Source organism: Streptomyces sp. 2A115 (assembly GCF_052245575.1).
In the GTDB taxonomy this organism is placed as follows: Bacteria; Actinomycetota; Actinomycetes; order Streptomycetales; family Streptomycetaceae; genus Streptomyces.
The window spans coordinates 74,184-94,140 of sequence record NZ_JBQQCG010000019.1 but is presented as its reverse complement, the minus strand read 5'-3'; the positions used below and the strand labels follow the sequence as shown (position 1 = coordinate 94,140).

Genomic DNA, 19,957 nt, shown 5'->3' with positions numbered 1-19,957 from the left:
CGAAGCCGGACTGGAGTCACACGAAACCGGGGAAGGGCTTGGCGCCCATCAGGACCGCCCCGGCGCCGTCGTACATCCCCTCGGTCAGGAACGCGTGCTGCGGGACGACCGAGGCGTCACGCAGGTAGCGCTGCATGGGGTGGTCCGCGTTGATGGCCGCGGTACCGGAGAGGGTGTAGGCGTCGCGGACGACGTCGAAACCCACCCTTGCCGCCTGGGTCGCGGCCAGACGCAGGACGCCGGCCTGCTCGGCGGTGGCGGGCGCGCCCTGGGCCACCGCCTGGTAGACCTCCTCGGTCACCTCGTAGAAGAAGGAGCGGACCGACCGCAGTGCGGCCTCCGCCTTGGCGACGGCGATCCGGTAGTAGGCGCGGTCGGCGAGCTTGGGCGCGCCGGTCAGTCCGGCCCGGCCGGCGCCGACACGGATGGTGTGATTCAGGGCGGCGCGGGCGATGCCGAGGTTGACGACGGCCAGCACCTGCGCGGCGTAGGCGATGGTCGGGTAGCGGTACAGCGGCTCGTCCACCACGGATCCGCCGCCCCGGACGAAGGTCCACTCCTCGGGGACGACCACGCCGTCCACCTTCAGATCGTGGCTGCCGGTGCCCTCCATGCCGATGACATCCCAGTTCTCCACGATCTCGACCTGCTCGGGGCGCAGGACGGCGGTACGCGGCTTGCCGGACGACGCGTCGCCCACGCCGATGCCCACGCCGAGGAGGTCGGCGCCCTTGCAGCCGCTTGCGAACCGCCAGTGGCCACTCACCCGGAAGCCGCCGTCCACCTGCTCGGCCGGCTGCAGCGGAAACAGTCCTCCGGCGAAGGCCAGGTCGGGCCCGTCGGCGTACACCTCGGCCTGGGTCTCGAGGGGCAGGCCGGCCAGATAGACGCCCGACGACCCGAAGCTCGCGACCCAGCCGGCCGATCCGTCCACCTCGGAGATCCGCTCGATCAGGCGCAGGAACTCCGCGGGCGGCAAGGCATCGCCGCCGAATTGCTTCGGCGTCGCGGCACGGTAGAGACCGACCTGTTTGAATTCCTCGATCATGTCGCGCGGAACGTGACGCTTCTCGGTGAATTCGGTGCGGCGGTCCGCGACGTGCGCGAGGACGTCCGCGAAGGTCGGCGCCGTCGGCCTGGCCGGGCCACGTTCCACTGATGGTTCGAGAGCGCGCGTCATCAACGGTTCCCTAAAGGTGGTTTCGAGGTTCGGCACAGGGCCAACCACTGTGCAACGACGGTATTTTTGATCGGCGGCCCTCACAATCGGGTGTGGCCGCCCCTGCTTTGAGCAATTCCTTCATCCGACTGAGGATTTCTTTACGTCCGCCTGTACCGAGCGTCCGCTACCCTTCCGCGCCGTCGCCTGCCGTCGGGAGGGCGAAGGAGAAGACCGCTCCGCGGGGGGTGTGCTCAGCGGCCTCGATGCGACCGCGGTGACGGGTGACGATGCGGTGACTCAACGCCAGACCGATACCGTTTCCGTTCTCCTTCGACGTGAAGACACCGTCGAAGACCTTGCCGCCGGGCACCGCGGAAAGCCCCTGCCCGTAGTCGCGGACGGCCAACTCCGCGTGCCCGTCCGAGAGCCTGGTGGCCAGCTCCACTCGCCGCTGTTCCACCGGCCAACGGGCCATCTCGTCGATCGCGTTGAAGGCGAGATTCATCACGACCTGTCCGATGAGGACCTTCTCGCAGCGCACCGGGAGCGGATCGGCCGTCAGATCGAGTGCGAGGGCGACGGAATGCTGCTGGGCTCGCAGGTCGATGAAGTAGAGGCAGTCCCTGACGATGGCGTTGAGATCGATCAGCTGCTCGGACTGTTCGAGCCGTACGACGTACTGCCTGAGGCTCTTGAGGATCTGACTCGACCGCTCGATCTGGCGTTTGGCGTTCTCCAACCCCCAGGCCACCTGCTCGATCTCGGCGAGGCCCAAGTCGCCGAGCCTGCTCCTGGCACCCTCGACGAAGTTGTACGCGGCGGCGAGGGGTTGGCTGACCTCGTGGGCGATGGCCATCGCCATGTCACCCATGGCGTTGTACCTGGCCAGGTGATTGACGTACTGGGTGTCCCTGCGGTGCTCCTCCTCCGCGCGCACCCGGTCGGAGATGTCATGGAACAGCAGAAGGTGCCCGCGCAGGTCGCTCTCGATCTCGATGTACTGGCACGTGCCCGCGTACCAGCGGTGGTCGGCGCCGGGTGCGGCCAGCCGGTACCGCGAATCCTGCGGAGGCGCGCCTTTGGACGTCTTCTCGATGCTCTCGCTCAGCACCGCCCGGGACTCGGGACCGCAGAACCAGGCGAAGTCCGATCCGGTCAGCGTGGCGACGTCCACGTCCAGCAGCTTGGCGGCGGACTCGCTGGCGAAGACCACCACACCGTCGTCGTCGAGGACGACGATGCCCTCCGCGAGATTGCGCAGAAACGCCCGCAGCCGGCCCTCGGTCCGGAACAGGTCGCGCTGGGTGGCCTTCTCCTCGGCGATGTCGCGGAACTGCACCATCACGATCGGCCGGGACGGCAGTTCCACCCGGATCGCGATGGCCTCGGTGAGAATCTCCTCGCCGCTCTTCGACCGATAGCACCACTCGGTGGCGCTCACTCCGTGGTCGACCGCCCGCCGCAGCCAGCGATGCCCGAGTTCACGGCTGTACTGCTGTGCGTTCTTGGACATGTCCGGCGCCTTGAGCGGCTTCAGCTCGTCGACCGTCCACTCCAGCAGGTCGCAAGCGGCCTTGTTCGCCCAGAGGATCTCGTACGTCCTGGCGTCGTGCAGCAGCACGCAGTACTTCAGCGCCTGGACGAGTTCCCGGTAGTCGGCCAGTTCGAGGTCGTCCACCCCGCGTCTCCGTATCACTGGGACAGCGGTCCAAGATCTGCCTGGAGCACGTCCCGGACGAGCGTCGCCATGCTCTCGGCACCGGCCTTCTCCCGTATGCGGGTGCGGTGCACATCGACGGTCTTCGTGCTGATCCCCAGCCGGGTCGCGATGGTTTTACTGGGTACGCCGTCGATCACCATACGAAGGATCTCCCGCTCACGCGGGCTGAGGCTGCCCAGGCGCGTCTGGAGCGCCTGCTGCCTGGCCGCGCGGGCGAACCGGTCCTGCGCGGTCCGCAGCGCCTGCTGGACGACATCGAGCATGTGCTGCGGATCGTAGGGTTTCTCCAGGAAGTCCACGGCGCCGTTCTGCAGTGCCCGCACCGACATTCTGATGTCGCCGTGGGCGGAGACGAAGATGACCGGGATGGCTGATCCGGCCCGGTTCAGGATCTCCTGGAGCTGGAAGCCGCCCACTTGGGGCATGCGCACATCCAGCACCATGCAGGCCGGCTGCTGCGGGTCGTAGGACTCCAGGAAGGCCGTCACATCGGTGAAGCACAGGGACCTGATTTTCACGGACTCCAGCAGCCAGGCCAGTGACCTGCACAGTTCCTGGTCGTCGTCGACGATGTAGACGACGCTGCCCAGCAGCTGCCCGTCCGCCGCTCTCGGGGACGTGTGTTGGGCCCGCATCGCCGTCACCTCCGGCTCACTCTTCCCACGTGGCTTGCGCGGTCCAGTAGCTGCTGCCGTCGGCGCGGATCCCGTGCTGCCACTCGCTGGTCCGGCGCAGTGCCGGTTCGACGCGGGCGGTCGCGCGGTCCGCGGCGTCCGGACCGTCCTCCTCGACCTGCCAGTGGACCCAGTTGATCTCCTTGCCCGCCTCGTCGTGGACGAAGAGGTCGACGTGATGCCATCCGTAGTCGTGGAGGTCGGCATAGCAGGTCAGGAAGGTGGTGCGCCCGCCCGAGTCGGTCATCGTTCTCCCTCGTGCACACACGCGATCACCCCGCCGGCGGAGAGCTGAAGAGAAGAGGAGTGATTCCTCGAATGCCGGAGGGATCTCTCACCAGACGCTAAGTGTCCGAGGACTCCTGGACAACCCGGGTATCTCTGCGGCCACCCGGGGAAATCCCTTCCCGGCGTAAAGGATTCCCCTACGGCCCTCACTCCCGCGCCGCACGGCGGATCTCCTGCGCGGTCCGGCCGAACTCCGCCTTGAGGGCGCGGCTGAGGTGCGTGGGATCGAGGATTCCCCAGCGGGCGGCGATCTCGGCCGCCGTACGGTTGGCCAGCGCGGAGTTGGAGAGGTCCTGGTGGATGCGGTGCAGGCGCTCCCGCCTGATCCAGGCCGCGAGGGACATGTCCCGCTGGTTGAGCAGCTTCTGCAGGTAGCGCACCGAGATGCCGTGCCGCCGGGCGACGGAGCCCACCGACAGCGCGGGGTCCGCCAGATTGGCCAGGCAGTAGGCGAGGATCCGGTCGCCGAGGTCCGAAGTGGTCCCGGTCTCCGAGGGCACGGCGTCGGTGAAGGCCGAGATGATCAGTGAGATCAGCGCGTCCGCGAGGTGCATGGCGGCGGCCGGCGAGACCTCCTCGAGGTTTCCGCCGAGCCCCGTGATGCAGGACGACGCGACCTGTCCGACTCCCGAGCCCGCCGGCAGCGGAGCGGCGGACCGCCGGGCGATCAGCTGGGCGTTGAGCCCGAGCCGGGAACGCGGTATCCCGATGACGAAGGTCTCGAAGTCGTCCCAGTACCGCAGCTCATAGGGCCGCGTGGTGTCGTAGGCCACGAGATCGCCGGGCTGCAGCGAGCCCCGTCGGTCATTCTGTTCGACGTCTGCCCGCCCGCGCCGGTGCAGGGCTATTTTCATCAACTCGCGGTCGGCGGAACCGATTTGGCGTACGTCCCTGCGGACTTTGCACGGTGTGCTGATGATCCGGGATATCACGACCCCGTCGACCACCACGCCCCCGAGGCTGGCACGCAGCGCGCCCTCTGCCGGAACACCGATGCGCAGAGGCACGAAGGATTGTGACGCGGCGGCCTCGAACTGCTCGACGCCCTGATAGTCGTTGCGTCTCATGGTTGCCCTCACTCATCGGGCTTTGTACCGAGAAGGGGAAGATAGCCCAGGATCCGCGTCACGCCCATTACTTTCTTGTCACCGCATCGTCAAACGTCATTCGGCCATCGATGCGCGATCCGGCCGCCTCCCGATGCGCGAACTGGCGAATACCGGTGCGCGTGATGGCGCCCCAGCCGCCGCCCCGCTGCCTAACGTCACCGCCAGGCACAACGCTGGGGAGGCGAAACAACATGGCGACAACAGAAACCACGGACCACGACTATGTGGTCGTCGGCGCGGGTTCGGCGGGCAGCGTCATCGCCCGGAGGCTGCTCGACCAGGGGCACAGCGTGCACGTCCTGGAGGCCGGGCCCGCCGACGACGACCCCATGATCAGCACCCCCCAGGCATGGCCGGGACTGCTGGGCAGCGACATGGACTGGGCGGTGCCCACCAGCCCGCAGCAGCACGCCAACGGCCGCTCGATCGTCTGGCCACGCGGCAAGGTGCTGGGCGGCAGCAGCTCCATCAACGGGATGATCTACATCCGAGGGCACCGCAGCGACTACGACTCCTGGGCCTACAACGGATGCCCCGGCTGGGACTGGGACAGCGTGCTGCCGCTGTTCAAGCGCTCCGAGGACCACGTCGACGGTGCGAGCGCATGGCACGGTGCGGGCGGCCCGATGCCGGTCACCCGTATCGCCGACCCACATCCCACCGCGATCTCCTTCGTCGAAGCGGCCGCCGCTCTCGGCATCCCGCAGACCGACGACTTCAACGGTGAGCAGATGTCCGGCGTCGGCTTCAACCACCTCACCGCCCGGGACGGCAGGCGGATGAGCGCGTGGCAGAGCTTCATGGCTCCGGTGGCCGGCCACCCCAACCTGACCGTCACCACCGGCGCCCACGCGCACCGGGTCCTGTTCGACGGAGAGCGGGCGGTCGGTGTCGAGTACGCGGTGGACGGAACCGTGCACCAGGCGCGGGCGACCGCCGAGGTCGTGCTGAGCGCCGGAGTCATCGGATCCGCCCATCTGCTCCTGCTCAGCGGCATCGGACCGGCCGCGCAGCTCAGGAAGTTCGGCATCGAGGTCAGGAACGACCTCCCGGGCGTGGGCGAGAACCTCCACGACCACGCGGTCGTCTTCAACGTCTACGAGGCGACCAGGCCGCTGCCCCCCGGCAAGGCGAACCTGCTGGAGGCCCAACTCTTCGCCAGCACCGACTCCTCGCGTCCCGGCCCGGACCTCCAGCCGCTGTTCTTCCACGTGGTGTACCCGGCGGAGAGCTACCCGGTCCCGGAGCACGGCTACACCATCACGCCCGGCATTGTCCGGCCGTTGTCCCGCGGCACCCTCCGCCTGGCCTCGGCCGACCCCGAGGCGACACCGCTGGTCGACCCCAACATGCTGGCCGAGCGCTACGACCTCGAAGCGCTCGTCGACGCCGTGGAGATGTGCCGCGAGATCGGCGCGTCCTCCGCCTTCGACGAATGGCGCAAGGCTGAGATGGCCCCGGGCCCCGAGGCCCGTACCCGCGACGACCTGCGCGCCTACGTACGTCGCGCGGTCAGCACGTACCAACACCAGGTCGGCACCTGTCGCATGGGGCTCGACTCCCTGTCCGTGGTGGACCCGAGCCTGCGCGTGCACGGCGTCGTGGGGCTCCGGGTGGCGGACGCGTCGATCATGCCGGCGGTCCCGTCGGGCAACACCAACGCACCGTCGATCATGATCGGCGAGAAGGCGTCCGATCTCATCCTCGCCGACCGGTGACGAGGGCTCGACCAGCGGCCACGACTCGACCGGTGACCATGACTCAGCCGGTGACCACGACTCGACCGGTGACACAGCTCAACCGGTGACGAGCACTTCAGCCCCTGCACGAGAAACACCGGAGGACCAGCCATGGACATGGACGTACCATCGAGTCTGCTGATCGGCGGGAAGTGGGTTCCGGCCGCGGACGGCGCCGAGTTCAAGACCTACGACCCGGCGACGGGAATGCCGCTCGGTACGATCGCCGAAGCCGGAACGTCCGACGTCGACGCCGCGGTCGACGCGGCACGCACCGCCTTCGAGGACACCGCCTGGCGCACCATGCCGCCGGCGGCACGGGCCAGGCTGCTCTGGGCGGTGGCCGACCTCATCGAGAAGCACGCCGACGAGCTCGCCGAGCTGGAGACCCGCGACCAGGGCCAGCCGCTCGGCATCGCCAAGGGGCTCAACGTGCCGCTGGCCGCCGAGATGTTCCGGTACTACGCGGGCTGGTGTACCAAGATCGAGGGCTCGGTCTCCGCAGTGTCGATCCCGGGCACGATGCACTACACACGGCGTGAGCCGCTGGGCGTGTGCGCGCTGATCACACCGTGGAACCTGCCGCTGGCGATCGCGGCATGGAAGATGGCGCCCGCGCTGGCCTGCGGCAACACGGTCATCGTCAAGCCGGCCGAGCAGACGCCGCTGACCACGGTGTTCCTGGCACGGCTGTGCCTGGAGGCCGGGATTCCGCCCGGGGTGGTCAACTGCCTGACCGGCGGCCCGGAGGCCGGCCGGGCACTGACCGAGCACGACGGCGTGGACAAGGTGTCCTTCACCGGGTCGACCGAGGTCGGCAAGCTGATCGTGGCCGCCGCCGCGGGCAACCTCAAGCGGCTCAGCCTCGAACTGGGCGGCAAGGCGCCCAGCATCATCGCCCGGGACGCGGACATCGACGCCGCCGTGGCCGGCAACCTGCAGGGCGGGCTGCTCAACAGCGGCCAGGTCTGCGCCGCCTACACCCGCTTCTACGTGGACGCCCGCCGGGTCGACGAGTTCACCGAGAAGATCGCCGCCGCAGCGGCCGGCCTGCCCCTCGGACCCGGCCTGTCCCCGGACACGGTGATGGGCCCGCTGGTCTCGCAGGAGCAGGTCGAACGGGTAGCCCACTACGTGGGGCTCGGTGTCGAACAGGGCGCCGAGCTGGTGACCGGCGGCGCACGCCCCGACGGCGACCTCGCCGGGGGCTACTTCTTCCAGCCGACCGTCTTCAGCGGGGTCACCGACGACATGGCGATCGCACGGGAGGAGATCTTCGGTCCCGTGCTGTCGATCCTCTCCTACGAGGACCCCGAGGAGCTCGCGCCCCGGGCGAACGACACCGAGTACGGTCTGGCCGCGTGCGTGTGGACCAAGGACCTGACCACCGCGCACAACCTGGCCGCCACGATCCGGGCGGGCACCGTGTACGTCAACATGCTGCCGTTCCTGGACCCGGCCGCACCCTGGGGCGGCTTCGGCGCCAGCGGCTGGGGCCGCGAGATGAGCGCGTCCGCGATCGACGAGTTCACCGAGACGAAGGGCGTGTGGATCAACCTCTCCTGAGCCGGGGGGATCATGGGGAGGTACAGCACGGCGCGACCGACGCTTCCGGCAACGCGGGCTCCGGCTGAGCCTGATCCCTGCGTGGAGCGCTCAGCCAAGACAACGGTGGAAGTCGAGGTGGCGCCGTGCGGCGGTGTCCCAGGTGTGGCGGGCGGCGAGTTCCCGGCCGGTCGTCTGCCGGGCCGGGCCGCGCTGCGTGAGAGCTTGGTCGAGTCCGGCGGCCAGCTCCTCCGGACTGGCGCCGAACCGGGCGGCGGGCCCGAAGACCTCGCGCAGGACGGGCAGGTCGCGAACGGCCAGCGGGACCCTGGCGGCCGACGCCTCCATCGCTGCCAGCCCGAGCCCTCCCTTGAGGGAAGGCGAAGACGTCGGTGGCCACGACGAGCACCGGGAGTTCGTCATCGGGGACCGGTCCGGGGACGACCTGTTCGATGGCGAGTTCGGACGCCCGGGCCTCCCGGCGGGCACGCTGGCCGCGGCAGTCGAAGAGGGTTTCACCGCGCGCGATCACGCAGATCAGCGCGGGTGCGCCTGGGGAATTAGGCCGAGCCGCTCTGAGGACACTCCGAGCACCGGGCGGGGAGATCCAGGGCTCTGTCCGCAGTTCCGGTTCCGTGAAGCTGATGGCTGGGTGAGGGTCCGGGCCCGGAGGAGTTCGAACGAGGCTCGCCCGTACAAAGCCTGCTTGAGTGTTTTCACCCGGTGTACATGCCTGACTGTGGATCGCGTGTGGCTAAGCCTGGTGGCTGACCGGCTGAAAGCGGTGCACATCCGTGACTGAGGTACACAACCCGCGGTGCTGATCTCGGGTGGCGGGTAGCGGCCGGCGGGCCGGCTCGCCTTCGACTACGCGCACCGAGGGCTCACCAAGCCCTGACCTCCGTCGCGCCCGCACTCAACGGTCGGCGAGAACGCTCAACCTTCCCTGCGAGACACGACCCTCCCGACCCCGGCACCCCGTCGCCTTCAGCACACCAGAACTAGCTTTCGGCAAATCTCTTGTACTCACTCAAAATCTTGTGCATTCTTCAAGCGTGACTTCATTGGAAACGTTGAACGACATCGATGCCATCCGCTGGCCGCGGCCGCACTCCCCCGAGGACGACCAGGCTTCTCCGGTCGAGCTCCGCGCCGAGATGGACGCCGCGCACACCTCCCGCATGGCCTTCATGCAGAGGCTTCGAGCCACGGCGGCAGACCACGGCCCGGACTACGATCCGCTCCTCGTCGCTCTTGAGGACCTCGTCGCGATCAAGAAAGCCGCCGATGAACAGATCCGGCTGCTCCTGGCATACGGCCGGGTCTACGTCACTCCGCGCCCCCACACCCTGGAAACCCTCGGTCAGGCCGCCGGCCTCACCCCCTCAGGCGTCAGCCGCGCCTTCGGCGCCAAGGAGATCCTCGCCGTCGGGAACCTAACCGGCCAGCGCCCCGCCGCAGTCGAGATCAACGATCACCACCCCGATCTCTTCCCCGGTGACGACAGCCGACGGCGGTGCACCTGGGGAGGCAGCAAGAACCGCCCCTGCACCGACGAGCCCAAGTACGCCGTCACCGACAAGTCCGGCACCAAGTGGGCCTGCTGTGACAGCCACCTGCCCGGCTATCTCCGCTCCCGCCCTCGCGGCTCTGAGCCGAACGGGCGCCCCACGTAGGCCCCGCACTGCCGAAGCTGCCGCCAAGTAGCGTTGTGTAGTCGAGCCTCTGCAGCGATCCGGTCAGCGGACCAGGTGAGCAAGCGACGACACTTCCGTACACGGCTGTCGGCTTCGGGCGGTGTCCTCCGCTCGCGCAAGGCGGATGAACTCGCTGTGGACGCGTCAGGTTGAGCACGGTGGTCGGGGTGGCGACGTGGTCCAGCCAGCAGGCGCATGTCCAGCACCACCAAGGTCGCCGTTGTCACCGGCGCCTCCTCCGGAATCGGAGCCGAGACACCGCGCTGCGTCTACGGGAAGCGGGCTACACCGTCTACGGCGCCGCCCGGCGCGTCGGGCGGATGACCCCACTGCGGGACGCGGGAGTAAACGTCCTCAGCCTCGACGTCACCGACGAGAACTCCATCCGCACGGCGGTCGACAGCATCATCCACCAGTCGGGGCGCATCGATGTCCTGGTCAATAACGCCGGGTAAGGCTCCTACGGCTCCCTTGAGGACGTCCCCCTGGGGGGCGCGCGCCCAGATCGAGGTCAACGTCTTCGGCTTGGCCCACCTCACCCAGATCCTGCTGCCGCACACGCGCACCCAGCGCAGCGGCACCATCGTCAACATCAGTTCCATGGGCGGCAAGCTCGTCACGCCCCAGGGCGGCTGGTACCACGCCAAGCAAGTACGCCGTCGAGGCGCTCAGCGACGCCCTGCGCATGGAGACACGGCAGTTCGGTACAACGTCGTGGTCGTCGAACCCGGATCGATCCGCACCGAATGGGGTGCCATCGCCGCCGAGAAGCTCAAGGAAACCTCCAGCAAGGGCGCGTACTCGACCCTGGCCGAAGGGGTCGCCAAGCCGCTCGCCGCGAGTTCGCAGCCCGACGCGCGCATGACCTCGGCGCCGTCGGTCTCGGCAGGACCATCGTCAAGATCGCCAAGGAGCGCCGCCCGCGCACCCGCTACCGGGTCGGTTTCGGGGTCCCCACAATGTTCCTACGCTGGCTGCTGCCGGACCGCGCCTTCGACTTCGTCATCCGCGGTGCCTTCGGCGTCTGATCCAATCTGGTTCCAGGAGAGATCGGTCCTCTGCGCCCCCGCGCCCACACGGGTGCGGCAGGTGGTCACGACGGCCGGAGGAAGGCTGCTCTTCAGCGGGGTCTCCCGGCTGAACAGCAGCATCCACCGCCATGAGCTACAGGAGGATCCACTGACGGCCGTACACCAACTTTGATCCCCAGCCACGAAGTCGAAGCCCGACGCAATTGCCGAGCGTCTGCCGTACAAAACTGCCGCCGAAGCAGCGCAATGCGGTTGGCACCCGAACTGGTCGTGGAAGCCGGCGTCGACGTCGCCCGCGACGCCTCCGGCCGATGGCGCCACCCCGCACGTCTGCACCGCACCCGCCCCGACCTCTCCCCCACCGACATCGCCCCCCTGTAGCGCGCCGCTTCTCATCAGGCCGTCAGTGAAAGCGGGGGCCGAGGGCTGGCTGCTACGGGGGGCGGCATCCGGTGACGTCCCCGCCCAGGTCGTCGGGCAGGGCGATGCGAGCGGTGACGCGTTTACCGACCGGCTCCCGCTGGACCTCGGAACGAGGCAACGGCAGGCATTGCGAGACGGAACAGCCGCCGAGCCGGTGCGCTCACTGTCCGAACGCTCGGTCGTAGAGACTCCGCAGCTTCGGGGTTGCCTCGGCGTCGCCGTAGCACACCGGGACCTTGCCGTCCTTGGCGTAGACGAGGTAGGTCTGGCCCACGGCGAACTCCTGGCCGAGGTACTCCAGTTGTCCTTCGTGGGTGTTGTCGAGCTGGACGGTGGAGGCGTCTTCGCCGCGGTACCAGTGGTCCACTCGGAGAGTGATCTGGCCGCCGTCGATGGAGGTCGCGGTGCCCTCGAAGGCGGTCGTGTACTGGCGCAGGGTGTTGACGTCGAGCTCGGCGCACGCTACGTCAAGGCCGCCGCCTGTGTCCTGCTGAACGGTCAGGACCAGCGGGGCGGCCGCGGCCGGAGGAGTATCGCGGGTCGCCGTGACTCCCCAGGTGATGCCGGCTCCCACCGTGAGCACAGCGGCGGCTGCTGCGGCCAGCAGCAGGGGGCGGCGGGGGCGGTCCGATGTACTGGGCAGAGCGCGGACTGTGGTGTCGGCGGTCATGGTGGCCTCCAGAAGACGGTTGATGTCGGGCTGGGGAGCATCAGAGGTCCGCGCCGGGTCGATGGCCCTCAGCCGGGCCAGCAGTTCTTCGTCGTTCACCGGTTGCTCCTTCCTTCACCCATCTCATGTCCGGCCTTGTCGTCATTCTTTCGGTCAAGCAGAGCGGCGAGTTTCTTCTTTCCCCTGTGCAGGCGGATGCTGACGGCGTTGGCGGTCAGTCCGGTCACTTCCGCGATCTCACGCGGTGCCAGCCCCTCCCATGCCCAGAGCAGCACCACCTCACGGTCCAGGGCGCCGAGTGTGCCGAGTGCGGCCTGCAGTTCGGGGTGGTCGGCTTCCCCGGGCTGTGGCGGCGGTGCGGTACGGGTCAGCCGCTCCACGAGCCGGAGCCGGCGCCCGTCCGCCCGGCGAGCATTGGACAGGCAGCCGCGTGCGACGCCGTAACACCAGGGCAGCACGCCGTCGAGGTCGGTCACGGGGCCCTTCCCGAGCCCCGGCACGTCCTCGAGGCGGCGCCAGAGCACGAGCATCGTCTCCGCGAGAATGTCGTCTACCGCGTCGGCGTCCGCCCGGCGCAGCAGATACCGGTGCAGCGGCTTTGCCACCGCGCGCGCCAGCGATTCGAAGCGGGCTTCTCGGGCCCGGGCAAGTTCCTGCTCCAGCATGGATTCCACACCCCCACCTGTCCGGCCGGGGCCTGTTCCTTTCATCGCACGCACTGTACTTACCCCGAGCCCGAGGGAGGTCCGTCGCGCCGGCCGAGGCGACGGCCCCATCCCGGCTGTCTCGGCCTGCCCGGTCCGGCGCGGGCAGGTCGGCCACGACCCTTCGCGCGCGGCCGGGCGCCCCGCTCCGTCGCCTGCGGCTCGGTCGCCGGCAGGTGAGAACAACCGGTGCGGCTCAGCGGGTCCGATAGCGCGCGTAGATCAGCCCGCTGTCGAAGGCCCGCTCCTCGACCAGCTCGAGGTCGAGGCGCAGGCCGTCCGGGAAGAACCGCTTGCCGCCGCCGACCACGCTCGTGGTGATGAACAGGTGGTACTCGTCCACCAGGCCGGCCGCGATCGCCTGGGCGGCGAGGTTCGGGCCGTCGACAGTGAGGTCGTGATCAGCCTCGGCCTTGAGCTTGCGCACCGCGTCCGGGTCGAAGGTCCGCTCGATCCTGGTCTTCGCGCTGGACACCGACTCAAGCGTCGTGGAGTAGACGATCTTCTCCGCGGCCTGCCAGTCGCGGGCGTACTGCAGGATGTGCGGCGGCTGGTCGGGCTCGGTGTGCGCGGTCTCCCAGTAGACCATCGTCTCGTACATCCGTCGGCCGTAGAGGTACGTGCCGACGGGGCGGAAGAGGTCGTTGACGAAGGTATGCACCTCCTGGTCTTCGGCCCCGGTGCCGAGGTCGCCCTCCGCCGCCTCGGCGTAGCCGTCGAGCGAGGTGATCATCGAGTAGATGAGCTTGGCCATGCGTCTCCTTCGGGTACGAGCGCGTCGGTCTGCCAGCGGTTCTGCAGACTGTGACCTCCGCGCGACCCGGAACTCATCGATCGGCTGGCCGGCCGGTTCCGTCAACCGTCAGATCCCGGACGAAACGCACCTCGTCGGCGGGTTGCCCGCGCAGTTCCGCGCCCTGGCCGCCCGCTACGCGAAGCGAGTGGCCTACCACCGGTCGGAGACCATGCCCACCCGCGCTGCGGCGTACTGGCCGCGCCCGTCGTACTCGTCGTACTCGAGGATCCGGTCGTCGGCGGCAAATGCGGCGGCCGCTGCCTCAGCCGCCTATGAATTGCTTACATATTTGGATTATGAGTGAGATGCCCTCCCGGCTGTGCTCCGCCTGCGGAACCGTGCAGGACAAGATGCCGCTCAGCGTCCGCGCCTGGGCGTGCGCGTGCGCGTGCGGTGCGGTCCATGACCGGGACGTGAACGCGGCGAACACCCTTCTGGCCGCCATGCCGGCGGTGTCTGTCTGTGGAGCTGGTGTAAGACCTCAACGGAGCTCTCCGGGCGGGCAGTCGGCGACGAAGCGGAAAACCCCACGGCGCGAGCCGTAGGAATCCCCTCTCGTTCACGAGGGGGAGGAAGTCAGGTGCAAGCTCTGCGACGATGCGCGGCAGAGTCGGTCCGTGTGAGCCCGTTGTGCTTGACGGACAGCCAGCTGAGGTTGGGCGAGCCGGCTCACCCCGAGGAGCCGTGGATCAGGGTTCGGTAGCAGCGGCCCGAACGGTGACCGCGTCCCATATCAGCGGTGTGTCGTCGAAGACCACTGCGATCTTGATCTTCTTTCCGCCCGCGATCGTCGCCGGAAGGGTCACGCTGCCCTTCTGGTCCTCGTCGAAGGAGACCGGACCGAGATCGGTGGCCTCCCCGTCGGCTGCGAACGCGTAGACGCGGCCCGTCGTGTTCGCGTGCAGGGCCGTGCCCGCGGGGTCCGAGGCGGCGGTGTTCAGCGACAGGGTGGCGTTCCTCCCGACGCTGCTCGCGGTCAGACGCTTCGACCGCCTGTCCTTCGTCAGGTCCGCGGAGGTCGGCGCCTGCTGGACGAGCTGCCACTCCTGGGAGCCGTCCGTGACCGCGTTCTGCAGGGTCAGCGGCGCCTCGGCGGATGCGCCGGTCAGGTACACGTTGGTGTTCTTGGCCGCCTGGAGCTTGTAGTAGCCGTCGACGGTCTTGCTGATGCTCCAGACGCCCGTAGGGCTGTTGTCGACCCACTGGCCGATCCTCTGGCCGACCGTCGCGTTCCCGGTCCAAATGCCTGCCATGCGGCCACCCGACTTGTTCAGCAGCGTCGTGCCGCCCTTCGGCGCGTTCACCACGTGCCAGTACTGGGTGTCCTTGTTCGCCACCGAGCCGGCGTCCTCCAGGCGGACGTCGGGAACGTCCCCGTTGCCGATGTTGGCGTCGTTGGTCTTGCCGCCGGTGCCGATGACCTGCCCGGTCTTGCGGTTCACGAGCTGGTAGTAGGCGCCCTCCGAGCGGCCTTGGTCGACCTCGGAGTACCGGATCGTCGAGGTGCCCTGGTGGTTGAGGACCGAGATACGGCCGGTGCCCTCGACGTACTGCAGATTGCGGGTGTAGGAGGCCGGTGCATTCGTCTGGTACTCCTTCCACACGCCGTCGCTGCGTCCGCTCTCGTTGACCCAGACGTTGCCGCTTCCGGCGGCGTTGTACACCAGGCGCCCGTCGGGGAGGTTGATGACGACCGGGCTGCCGTTCACCGCGAGCCGACGGGAACCGGTGTCGACCGGCAGTGAGGTGACGGGGTTGTCCGTGGAGCCGCGGTAGAACTTCAGCGGGTCGTCGGCGATCACGTATCGGGTGTTGGTTCCGCCGCCCCAGTACTCGTACGGGAGGAGCCACTTGCCGTCCGTCGTCGGGACGACGGTCGTCATGCCCGGCCGGCCGCCGCCGATCTGCGTCTTGCCGCCTCCCATGTCCTGGGTCAGGCCGGCGACGTCGACGACGGGCTCGCTCCACTGCGTGCTGCGGCCGTTCCAGGTCTTGTGGACGAGGATCTGGCCGTGCGAGTCCCGGGCGGTGTCGTTGTCCGGGTCCAGTTTCGGCACTCCGGTGACCGGGTCGAAGCCGAGGTAGTCGTTCTCGTCGGAGTAGTAGCAGACGAGTTGGCCGTCGTGGACCATCAGGTACGGCTCCCAGAGGGGATCGACCTGCTTGTACGTGTTCGCGTTGGCGACGTTCTTGCCGACCGCGCCCGCGCTGCCGCCCTGCCAGCCGCCTGTCGCGATGACGTTGAGGACTTTCCAGCTCTCGCCGTCGTCGGTGCTGGAGTACAGGGCGAGCGCTATGTCGCTGCGGTCTCCGTCGTTGGACGGGGTCCAGTTCGGGTCGGCCGCCTTGTGCTCGAGGTAGTAGTGGTCGTCGCCCGTCACTACGCTTGCGAGGAGCAGCGTGCCCTTCTTCAGTTTGCCGACGTCCTGCGGAAGCGTGTAGAGAAAGGGGGCTCCCCAGTTGCTCTTGTACTTCGCGTACTGGGGGTCGCTGGAGAGGTACGCCGGAGCCTTGACCTCCGACAGCGGCTGCCACGACGTTCCGTAGTCGTCGCTCTTGTGGACCGGTATCGTCTCTCGGTCGGCGCTTCCCGTCTCCGGTACGACCGTGGCCTTCTCGTATGCCGCGACGAGGCGTCCGCCCGGCAGCTGCGCCGACTTGACGTAGATCGCGCAGTTGCCCCGGCCCTTCAGGCACGGTTCATCGCCGAGCTGGTACAGGATCCCGCCCGTCGGGTTGTACGCCTGCGCGCTGCTCATGGTCAGGCCCAGCATCGCTGAACCCGCGACGAAGGTTCCCAGCGCCTTGCCAAGTCTTCTTGTCTGCATTGCCTCTCCTTTGAGGGATGAGCAGGGGTGATGCTCAGTTCTTCGGCGACCGGCGCGGTGACGGCCGTTCGGGGCGCGGTTCAGGCGAGGTCGCCGTCGGTCGGGCCGCCTGCCCGTCCGGTGACGAACATCCGCATGTCCCGTGCGCCGAGCTCCAGTTCGGCGGCCCACGGGGCCCGCGCTGTCGTCCGGGCCGGCGGATCAGCTCCACGGGGCGGCGACACGGACGGGCTGCCGGCTCCGGTTGTGGACGCCGTGGACGCGGCGCCGAACAGGACGCGGGCGGGCAGTTCCGCCATGAGGCAACCTCCGGGAGAGTTGGGGGGCGTTACTGCTTGACGCTTCCGGTGGCCAGGCCGCTCTGCCAGTAGCGCTGGAGCATGAGGAAGGCGATGACGAGCGGCACGATGGAGATCATGGAGCCGGTCACGACGAGCGGGAGCATGTCGCTGCTGGCGCCGGCTCCGCCGTTCTGCGCCTGGGCGGCCCAGGAGGCGAGGCCGACGGTGATGGGGTACAGGTTCGGGTCGTTGAGCATGATCAGTGGCAGGAAGTAGTTGTTCCAGGTCGTCACGAGCGTGAAGAGCAGGACGGTGACCAGGCCGGGGCCCAGCAGCCTGAGGCCGATCCGGAAGAAGATCCGTGCCTCCCCCGCCCCGTCGATGCGGGCGGCCTCCAGGAGGCTGTCCGGGATGGCGTCGGCCGCGTAGACGCGCATGAGGTAGAGGCCGAAGGGGTTGACGAGGGAGGGCAGGATGATCGCCCAGGGGGTGTTGACCAGGCCGACCTCGGCGAACAGCAGATAGGTCGGGATCGCCAGCGCGGTGGCTGGGACCATGATGGCGCCGAGTACGAGGTTGAAGGCGGCCCGGTCGCCGCGGAAGCGGAACTTGGCGAAGCCGTAGCCGGCGGCAGCCGCGATCATCGCCGCGCCGACCGCGCTGAGGCCGGCGTACACGGCGGTGTTGAGCAGCCAGTTGACGAAGACGCCGTCGTCCTGGGTGAAGGTCCGACTGATGTTCTCCAGCAGCTGTGGCGCACGGGAGAACCACAGGCCGAAGCTGTTGAACAGGTCCTGGGTGCTCTTGGTCGAGGCGACCATCAGCCAGAACAGCGGGAGGAGGAAGTACGCCAGGGCCGCCAGCATGGCGATCGTCAGCGGGGTGCTGCGGCGGGGGGCTGCGGACGGGCGCCGCTTCGGTGCGGTGGGGGCCGGGCCGGCGGCCGGTGCGGTCGTGGCCTTCGGCATGGTGGTCGTCACTTTTCCCTCCCTCGGTTCGCGGTGAGCAGCACGGCGTAGGAGGCGATGACGATGACCAGGCCCAGGAGGAAGGACACCGTGGCCGCGTAGTTGACCTGCTGGCCGGTGAAGGCGAGGGAGTAGGCGTAGAGGTTGGCGGTGTAGGAGCTGCTGATGACATCGGGGGCGATCTTCATCAGCAGGCTCGGTTCGTTGAACAGCTGGAAGCTGCCGATCACCGAGAACAGCAGCGTGAGCAGAAGAGCGGGCCGCAACGCGGGGAGCTTGATCGACCAGGCGATGCGCCAGGCTCCTGCGCCGTCCATCGCGGCAGCCTCGTACAAGTCGTGCGGGACGGTCCGCAGCGCCGCATACAGGATGATCATGTTGTAGCCGACGAACTCCCAGGTCACGATGTTCGCCAGGCTGCCCAGCATCCAGCTCTCGCTGAGGAAGGTCGGGGCCGGCAGGTCGAGATTGCGGCTCAGCTGGGCGAACGGGCCGAAGTCGGGGCCGTACAGGTAGCCCCACATGAGCGCGGCGACCACGCTCGGGACCGCGTACGGCACGAAGATGCCAAGCCGGATCACACGCGCGAGGCGCAGCAGGCCGCTGTCGAGCGCGAGGGCGAAGAGCAGGGCCAGCGGCAGCATCAGCGGCACCTGGATGACGAAGAACAGGGCCACGCGTCCGACGCCGTGGAGGAGTTGCGGGTCCTTGAGGGCGGTGACGTAGTTGTCCAGGCCGACGAAACTGGTGCCGCCGATGAGCTGTTCCTGGAAGAGGCTGAGGTAGGCGGCGTAGCCGAGCGGGGCGAGGAAGAGGAGGAGGAAGAGGATCAGGAACGGGGCTACGAACAGGGGTCCCGCCGAGACGGACCGGCGACGTGGCGGCGGTCCGTCTCGGCGCGACTTCCTGGCATAGGCCGTGGTCGTGGCAGCCATCAGGTCCCCTCGACGGTGAAGCCCTGCTTCTTGGCGTACGTCGTGAGCCGGGACTGCCAGGTGTCGAGCGCGGCGACGGTGTCGGACTTGGCGGCGAGGGACTTGCCGACGGTCTCGGTCCAGTCGGTCGCCGCCTGGTCGAGGAACGGCGGCCACTGGAACTCGGGCGAGACCGTTTCGCTGATATCGGCGAAGATCTGGTTGACCTTCTGGCCGCCGTAGAATTCGGGCGCGCTGCCGGTGACGCTCGCGTCCGCGAGCAGGGCCTTGGTCGCCGGGAAGAAGAACTGCTTGGTGGCGAACATCTTGGCGCTCGCCGGGTCGGCGTTGAGGAACTGCGCGAACTGGGCCGCCGCGATCTTGTTCTTGGTGGCCGCGGTGACCGCGGTCGTGGAGCCGCCCCAGTTGCCGGAGACCGGCTTGGCGGCGTCCCACTGCGGCAGCGGCGCCGCCCGCCACTTGCCCGAGGTGGACTTGGCCGAACCGGACAGGAAGGACGGGCCCCAGGCCGCGGTGAGCCAGGTGGCGTACTTGCCCTTGTTGAACCCGGCGTACCAGGGGTCGGCGAAGTCCGGGTCGGTGCTGATGACGCCTTCCTTCGCGAGCCCGCCCCAGTACTCGGCGAGCTTCTTGGACACGGCGTCGTCGACGCTGATGGAGAGACTGCTCTCGCCCGAGGTCGCATACGGCTTGGCGCCCGCCTGCCACAACAGGCCGTGCCAGGCGGCGGGTTCGTTCGCCGCGAGGTTGGTCAGATAGACGTCCGGGTCGGCCTTGTGGAGCTTGCGTGCGGCGTCCGCGAACTCGTCCCAGGTCTCGGGCACTTGGATGCCGTGCTTGTTGAAGATGTCCTTGCGGTAGAGCATCCCCATGGGTCCGGTGTCCTGGGGGATCGCCCAGACCTCGCCGTCGGGGCCGCTGACCTGTCCCCACGTCCAGTCGACGAACAGGTCCTTCAGCGCCGAGGCGCCGTACGGGGCGAGATTCAGCAGGCTGTTGGTGATCGTGAAGGTGGGGATCGCCTGGAACTCGATCTGGACCAGGTCCGGTGCGCCGGTCCCGGCCTTCAGCGCCGTACGCAGCTTGGTGTAGTGGGCGACGCCTTGGCCGGCGTTGACGGCCTTGACCTTGATCGCGGGGTACTTCTTCTCGAAGAGCGCGATCTCCTGCTGGATGTCCGGGACCCAGGTCCAGAACGTCAGCTCGGTCGGCGTCTTCATCGCCTTGTCGATATCGGCCTGGCTCACCGGCTCGGAGGAGGAAGAGCCGGAGTCGCTGTCACCGCTGCACGCAGCGAGTGCGGCGCCGAGGGACACCGCACCGGTAGCGGCGAGGAACCGCCGGCGGCTCATGGAGGACGTGGGAACGAAGGATCGGGGCATGGTGA

The 19,957-nt window shown here is 68.5% G+C and carries 19 protein-coding genes and 2 pseudogenes; 7 read left to right on the top strand and 14 right to left on the bottom strand.

The genetic code is table 11. The annotated features are described in order from the left end of the window. Window positions 1-16 precede the first annotated feature (16 nt). The 5 genes from ACTWQR_RS18750 to ACTWQR_RS18730 all read right to left on the bottom strand — a co-directional run bounded on the left by ACTWQR_RS18750 (window position 17) and on the right by ACTWQR_RS18730 (window position 4,911). Entirely contained in the window at window positions 17-1,180 is a 1,164-nt protein-coding gene (locus ACTWQR_RS18750; RefSeq protein WP_443228233.1) for an acyl-CoA dehydrogenase family protein, read from the bottom strand. 166 nt (window positions 1,181-1,346) lie between these two features. Beyond that, the gene (locus ACTWQR_RS18745; RefSeq protein ID WP_443228232.1) at window positions 1,347-2,840 is read right to left on the bottom strand and encodes a PAS domain-containing sensor histidine kinase; all 1,494 of its coding nucleotides are present in this window, start codon (window positions 2,838-2,840) and stop codon (window positions 1,347-1,349) included. Between the two features lie 14 nt (window positions 2,841-2,854). Next, window positions 2,855-3,517: a response regulator transcription factor gene (locus tag ACTWQR_RS18740; RefSeq protein ID WP_443228231.1), complete on the bottom strand. Its 663-nt coding sequence runs from the start codon at window positions 3,515-3,517 to the stop codon at window positions 2,855-2,857. A gap of 16 nt (window positions 3,518-3,533) precedes the next feature. Then, window positions 3,534-3,803: a hypothetical protein gene (locus ACTWQR_RS18735; RefSeq protein WP_443228230.1), complete on the bottom strand. Its 270-nt coding sequence runs from the start codon at window positions 3,801-3,803 to the stop codon at window positions 3,534-3,536. 187 nt (window positions 3,804-3,990) lie between these two features. Next, window positions 3,991-4,911: an AraC-like ligand-binding domain-containing protein gene (locus ACTWQR_RS18730; protein ID WP_443228229.1), complete on the bottom strand. Its 921-nt coding sequence runs from the start codon at window positions 4,909-4,911 to the stop codon at window positions 3,991-3,993. 233 nt (window positions 4,912-5,144) lie between these two features. Between ACTWQR_RS18730 and ACTWQR_RS18725 the strand changes: the two genes are divergently transcribed. Both ACTWQR_RS18725 and ACTWQR_RS18720 read left to right on the top strand, forming a co-directional pair. Then, window positions 5,145-6,671 carry a GMC family oxidoreductase gene (locus tag ACTWQR_RS18725; RefSeq protein WP_443228228.1) on the top strand — a complete coding sequence of 509 codons (1,527 nt, stop codon included), beginning with the start codon at window positions 5,145-5,147 and terminating at the stop codon, window positions 6,669-6,671. 132 nt (window positions 6,672-6,803) lie between these two features. Continuing rightward, entirely contained in the window at window positions 6,804-8,258 is a 1,455-nt protein-coding gene (locus tag ACTWQR_RS18720) for an aldehyde dehydrogenase family protein (RefSeq protein WP_443228227.1), read from the top strand. A gap of 90 nt (window positions 8,259-8,348) precedes the next feature. Here the strand turns inward: ACTWQR_RS18720 and ACTWQR_RS18715 are convergent, their stop codons facing one another. Continuing rightward, window positions 8,349-8,585 (bottom strand): hypothetical protein, encoded by a 237-nt coding sequence (locus tag ACTWQR_RS18715; protein WP_443228226.1) that lies wholly within the window; start codon window positions 8,583-8,585, stop codon window positions 8,349-8,351. A 707-nt stretch (window positions 8,586-9,292) separates the two neighbouring features. On the opposite strand from ACTWQR_RS18715, the gene ACTWQR_RS18710 reads away from it, so the two are divergent. The 4 genes from ACTWQR_RS18710 (at window position 9,293) to ACTWQR_RS18695 (ending at window position 11,346) form a co-directional block, all read left to right on the top strand. Further along, window positions 9,293-9,913, top strand: coding sequence for a hypothetical protein (locus ACTWQR_RS18710; RefSeq protein WP_443228225.1), 621 nt, complete (start codon window positions 9,293-9,295; stop codon window positions 9,911-9,913). A 179-nt stretch (window positions 9,914-10,092) separates the two neighbouring features. Beyond that, window positions 10,093-10,389 (top strand): SDR family oxidoreductase, encoded by a 297-nt coding sequence (locus ACTWQR_RS18705; RefSeq protein ID WP_443228286.1) that lies wholly within the window; start codon window positions 10,093-10,095, stop codon window positions 10,387-10,389. 70 nt (window positions 10,390-10,459) lie between these two features. Next, window positions 10,460-11,137: a hypothetical protein gene (locus tag ACTWQR_RS18700; RefSeq protein WP_443228224.1), complete on the top strand. Its 678-nt coding sequence runs from the start codon at window positions 10,460-10,462 to the stop codon at window positions 11,135-11,137. A gap of 74 nt (window positions 11,138-11,211) precedes the next feature. After that, window positions 11,212-11,346: an ATP-dependent DNA ligase gene (locus tag ACTWQR_RS18695; RefSeq protein ID WP_443228223.1), complete on the top strand. Its 135-nt coding sequence runs from the start codon at window positions 11,212-11,214 to the stop codon at window positions 11,344-11,346. A gap of 202 nt (window positions 11,347-11,548) precedes the next feature. On the opposite strand, the gene ACTWQR_RS18690 is transcribed toward ACTWQR_RS18695, so the two are convergent. The 3 genes from ACTWQR_RS18690 to ACTWQR_RS18680 form a co-directional block, all read right to left on the bottom strand. Next, a complete protein-coding gene (locus ACTWQR_RS18690; RefSeq protein WP_443228222.1) occupies window positions 11,549-12,157 on the bottom strand; it encodes a hypothetical protein in 609 nt (202 codons plus the stop codon). Next, a complete protein-coding gene (locus tag ACTWQR_RS18685; RefSeq protein WP_443228221.1) occupies window positions 12,154-12,768 on the bottom strand; it encodes an RNA polymerase sigma factor in 615 nt (204 codons plus the stop codon). The genes ACTWQR_RS18690 and ACTWQR_RS18685 overlap by 4 nt, the downstream gene beginning before the upstream one ends. Window positions 12,769-12,958: 190 nt before the next feature. Next, window positions 12,959-13,516: a dihydrofolate reductase family protein gene (locus ACTWQR_RS18680; protein ID WP_443228220.1), complete on the bottom strand. Its 558-nt coding sequence runs from the start codon at window positions 13,514-13,516 to the stop codon at window positions 12,959-12,961. Between the two features lie 353 nt (window positions 13,517-13,869). On the opposite strand from ACTWQR_RS18680, the pseudogene ACTWQR_RS18675 reads away from it, so the two are divergent. Next, window positions 13,870-14,103, top strand: a pseudogene (locus ACTWQR_RS18675) (zinc ribbon domain-containing protein); the annotation flags it as partial. A 483-nt stretch (window positions 14,104-14,586) separates the two neighbouring features. Here ACTWQR_RS18675 and ACTWQR_RS18670 read toward each other — a convergent pair. From ACTWQR_RS18670 to ACTWQR_RS18650, 5 genes and pseudogenes are all read right to left on the bottom strand, one after another. After that, window positions 14,587-16,386 (bottom strand): annotated as a pseudogene (locus ACTWQR_RS18670) (RICIN domain-containing protein); the annotation flags it as partial. Window positions 16,387-16,466: 80 nt separating this feature from the next. Continuing rightward, the gene (locus ACTWQR_RS18665) at window positions 16,467-16,685 is read right to left on the bottom strand and encodes a hypothetical protein (protein WP_443228219.1); all 219 of its coding nucleotides are present in this window, start codon (window positions 16,683-16,685) and stop codon (window positions 16,467-16,469) included. A gap of 29 nt (window positions 16,686-16,714) precedes the next feature. Next, window positions 16,715-17,647 (bottom strand): carbohydrate ABC transporter permease, encoded by a 933-nt coding sequence (locus ACTWQR_RS18660; RefSeq protein WP_443228218.1) that lies wholly within the window; start codon window positions 17,645-17,647, stop codon window positions 16,715-16,717. Continuing rightward, window positions 17,644-18,570 carry a carbohydrate ABC transporter permease gene (locus tag ACTWQR_RS18655; protein WP_443228217.1) on the bottom strand — a complete coding sequence of 309 codons (927 nt, stop codon included), beginning with the start codon at window positions 18,568-18,570 and terminating at the stop codon, window positions 17,644-17,646. The genes ACTWQR_RS18660 and ACTWQR_RS18655 overlap by 4 nt, the downstream gene beginning before the upstream one ends. Next, entirely contained in the window at window positions 18,570-19,952 is a 1,383-nt protein-coding gene (locus tag ACTWQR_RS18650; RefSeq protein WP_443228216.1) for an ABC transporter substrate-binding protein, read from the bottom strand. Before ACTWQR_RS18650 ends, ACTWQR_RS18655 begins: the two co-directional genes overlap by 1 nt. Window positions 19,953-19,957: the final 5 nt, after the last annotated feature.